Source organism: Stieleria sp., from assembly GCF_041595215.1.
In the GTDB taxonomy this organism is placed as follows: Bacteria; Planctomycetota; Planctomycetia; order Pirellulales; family Pirellulaceae; genus Stieleria; species Stieleria magnilauensis.
The window spans coordinates 1-3,741 of record NZ_JBFHKV010000875.1; the positions used below are offsets into that span (position 1 = coordinate 1).

Sequence of the window (3,741 nt, forward strand, 5' to 3'; positions counted from 1 at the left end):
CCGTAAAGGAACTTTCACCCACAAAGCCAGAAGCTACAAGGTGGATCAGTGCACCCCCTCCGTATCTGGAATCCGATTCAGTGGGAAGGACCAGTCTGCACGCTGGTTGACTAAAACCCTGCGTGGGCGGCGCCGTGCAGCTCGGCGAGTTCCGCGTCGGTCAGCCCCGCGATCCTGTCGGAATCAAACAGATGATCACGGGTCAGATGCGTTCGAAAGGTCATGCCACTGACGAGCGCCTCTTGGATCTCCACTTTCGCAAGCCAGACCCTGATTTCCCGGGTCGTCAGACTGCGCAGCCATTGGCTCGGTGGTCGACCATGACGGCCGCGCCGCTCATCACTCGAACGACCGGCGTCACTTTGCGAGCGGTCGCCGAATTCGACCGGCATTGTTTCGGGGTCTTGAATTTCAAAGACCAGATCGGCCAGCGAGGGTTTCAACGTAACCTGTCGATCCTGCCATGAATCGATCGCCACCAAGGGGCGTTTCAACCGTTTGCGATCGGCCGGGATCAAGATCACGTCGGGCACCAGGCTTTCGTCGAGGTACCCGGTTTGCCCGGTGTAGGCGTTTCCCGTTTCCCGGTGGATGGGAATGGTCACGCCGGTGGTTTTCCAGACGCCGCGGACGAGGTTCTCACGTTCATACCAACGCCAGGACGCGTTGTGCGCGATCGACCAGTGTTCGGCCAGTGACTCTCTGACGACCCCATCGGACGGACTCGGATTGTTGGGAAGCAAGTCGATTCCATCGCTTCCGGCAATCGACGTCGCCACCGCAGTCAGATCATCGAGCGCACCGACCGTGATCCGCTCGCCGAGCGAGAGCGCTGCGAAGCCGAGCCAAAAGGCAAAGCGTCGCCGAGAATTGATGCCGGTGGTGGAATTCATCAGGGGAGGCCCGTGTGCTAAGGCAACGGGCGATTCATGAAGGGTCGTTTGCTCTGGCCGAGGCCCGTAGGCCCCACGTCAAACGGCTGATCATCAATTGACATCAGCCGGTTCGCGCCAGCGTGAGGCCGCCGCGTCGTTGAGGTTCATAGAGCAGGCGTCGCGATGAAGGATTCGTCGGAAACGGTCCTCAAGCGTCGCGTGCAGAGGCATTCACCACCGGTGGGTGACGTCCGCAATGGGCTGACCGCTACAACCGCTGTGACCTGAACGGGAATTGAGGACCAGGATCCGATCACCACCAGCGGAACGTCCACCGAAAATTCTCGACGGCGTTGTCCTTTCGGGGTGACATGCGAGCCGCGTCCCGACCGATTTCGGCGCAAAAGGTGACGAAGCGGTGTCGTTATTTCTTGTGGGGACAGTCAAAATGTCAGAGACTGACTGGTGCTGCCGATCGTCATGGCGCTGCCGAATCCCCAGGAGTCTGTTTTGAATCGTATCCCCGTCGCGGCCGTGCTGATCGTCTTGGTCGCGCTCGGCAGCATGGTCTCAAGGCACGCCCCACCCGCCGTCGCTCCCACCGTACAGGCGGCCGAGCCCACGTATGTTGGTCGTCGAGTCTGCTTGGAATGTCACAGCGAGAACCATCAGCTGCACAGCCACCATGGCCACGCCACGACCTTTCGCAGCACCAAGGATCCCGAGGTCGCCAGCAAGTTCGTCGGCAAGTCGTATGACGCCGGGGAACCGTTCGGCACGTACACCTACCACGCCGACGATCAAGGCTTGTTCGTCCGCATCCCCGAGAAGTTTGGGGATCAGCCGTTTCGCCTGGAGTACGCGCTCGGTCACAAGTCGATGACGCTGCTGTCCTTGTTGCCCGACCCGGACGAAGGAACGGTGGCGTTGGAGCATCGAGTGTCTTGGATGGCGGCGGCCGACTCATTGGGCAAAACGCCCGGCCAACATGACGGCATTCCGGAAACGGCGGCCGAACTATTCGGTCATCGTCACGAAGGTCGAATCATGCGCAAGTGCGTGTACTGCCATGTCACGACCGGCGAGATTGTCGACCAGCAGATTGTCGACCTGACTGCCAACGTGAACTGCGAGAAATGTCATGGGCCGGCGAGCGAACATGTTCGTCTAGCACGAGCCATGAAGACACCTCCGCCATTCTCCGTCGGGCGCACCGATTGGGATGCCGAATCGGAGCTGCAACTGTGTGGCGATTGCCATCGGATGCCGCGTGACATCTCGCGAAAGCAATTGCGTGAGTACCCGGATCTGTTGGCCCGTTTTCAACCCGTCGGTCTGCTTCGCAGTGAGTGTTTCGTGCAATCCGACGGACAACTCAAGTGCACGACGTGTCACAACCCCCATCAAACCATTTCAGCAACGACTCCGCGGGAACACGAACAAAACTGCCTTGCCTGTCACGCGGAGATGTCGGAGACCAATCAGGCCGCTGCGTCGCATGTGGTCTGCCCGGTTTCACCGAAAACGGGATGCATCGAGTGTCACATGCCGGCGCTGAAGTTAGACGGATTGGGCGACGGCTTTCACGATCATTGGATCCGCGTGCGCGACGACAAATGAAATCGACACCCAACCTTGCTGCTGGTCTGCTGTGCGTCACCGTGTTGCTACTCGTCGGCTGCCGCAACGATGCGGCGACGATCGAAACTGGCCAAACAAGTTCCAACCCTGCGACGGACGCGCCGGGCGTCGCAGACGTTGTGGTCTCGCCTGGCTCGACCGATCGAGTTCCCGAAATCGATCGCTCGCCTCTTGAGCCGACGGGCGATCCGGCGAGTGAGTCGACACCGGCGTCGGCTGCCGTGGACGAACCACAGTTAGAGCCTGCGGAATTGCATGAAGCGGCATTGACGGCGCTCGAATCGGATGATTTAGATCGCGCGTTTGCGTTGGCCCGCAAGGCGACCTCGGCGGCACCGGACGATCCACAATCCACGTTCTTGATGGCGCGAGTGCTGGCCGAGCGCAATCGGTTTCCCGAAGCCGTCAAGATGCTCGATGACTTGTTGGTCGAGCTGCCCGACGCCCGATTACCCATTTATGGGCAGACCGCAGATTGGTTGGTCCTGCAAGGCCGCTATGACGAAGCGGAAAAACGTTACCGCGAGGTTTTAAAAGAAGTCCCCGACGCCAGCATGGCTCAACGAACACTCGCGCAACTGCTGTTGCGCCAAGGGCGTCGATCGGAAGCGGCCACGTACCTTCGTCAGTTGTGTCAAAGCGGTGTCGTTGAACCCTCCAACCTCCGGTCGCTGTTGCGGCTGGCTTATCCGTTTGCCGCAGACGCCAACAGCGAGGAGCTGGAACCGATCGGTCCGCAGGGCCGAGCGAGATTTGAAATCAGTCAAGGCAACTGGCAAGACGCATTGCAGACGCTCAAGCAGGCCGATTCAAACGATCCAGATTTTGATGCGGTCGTTGGACGTATTCACGCCCAATTGCACCTTCAAGGACAGGACAGTGAAGCGCTCACCCGATGGGCGCAATCGTCGCGGTCGACGCCGAACGATGCATCGGATTACTGGTTCGCGATGGCCGCCCATCATGCCGATCAGGGTGAGCATCAAAAAGCGGTCCGGTGTCTTTGCAACGCCATCATGCGCGACCCGACCGATGCGGCGTCCTATCGGCTGATGGCTGAATCATTCCATGCATTGGACTTGGCTGACCGAGCCGCCGAAGCATCCCGCCGCGCCGAGCTGATCGCCGAGACGCATCAGATCGGCGAGCAAATGGCTTCCGATCCAGACATCGACCTCGACCAGGTCTCGCGTTTGGCCGAGTTGTTGGACGAACTGGCTCGTCC

Annotated in this window: 3 protein-coding genes; 2 read left to right on the plus strand and 1 reads right to left on the minus strand. The window is 59.9% G+C overall.

Annotated elements, in window-relative coordinates:
* Positions 1–110: 110 nt before the first annotated feature.
* Positions 111–893, minus strand: coding sequence for a hypothetical protein (locus ABX749_RS25525; protein WP_372898489.1), 783 nt, complete (start codon positions 891–893; stop codon positions 111–113).
* Positions 894–1,385: 492 nt separating this feature from the next.
* On the opposite strand from ABX749_RS25525, the gene ABX749_RS25530 reads away from it, so the two are divergent.
* Together ABX749_RS25530 and ABX749_RS25535 are read left to right on the plus strand one after the other, a co-directional pair.
* A complete protein-coding gene (locus ABX749_RS25530; protein WP_372898490.1) occupies positions 1,386–2,495 on the plus strand; it encodes a multiheme c-type cytochrome in 1,110 nt (369 codons plus the stop codon).
* A partial coding sequence (locus ABX749_RS25535) for a tetratricopeptide repeat protein (protein ID WP_372898491.1) occupies positions 2,492–3,741 on the plus strand: 1,250 nt, incomplete at its 3' end. The genes ABX749_RS25530 and ABX749_RS25535, both read left to right, overlap by 4 nt.

Bases quoted from the DNA above. Each gene is read 5' to 3' on its own strand.
- ABX749_RS25525 (WP_372898489.1), bottom strand. From the start codon at position 893: ATGAATTCCACCACCGGCATCAATTCTCGGCGACGCTTTGCCTTTTGG.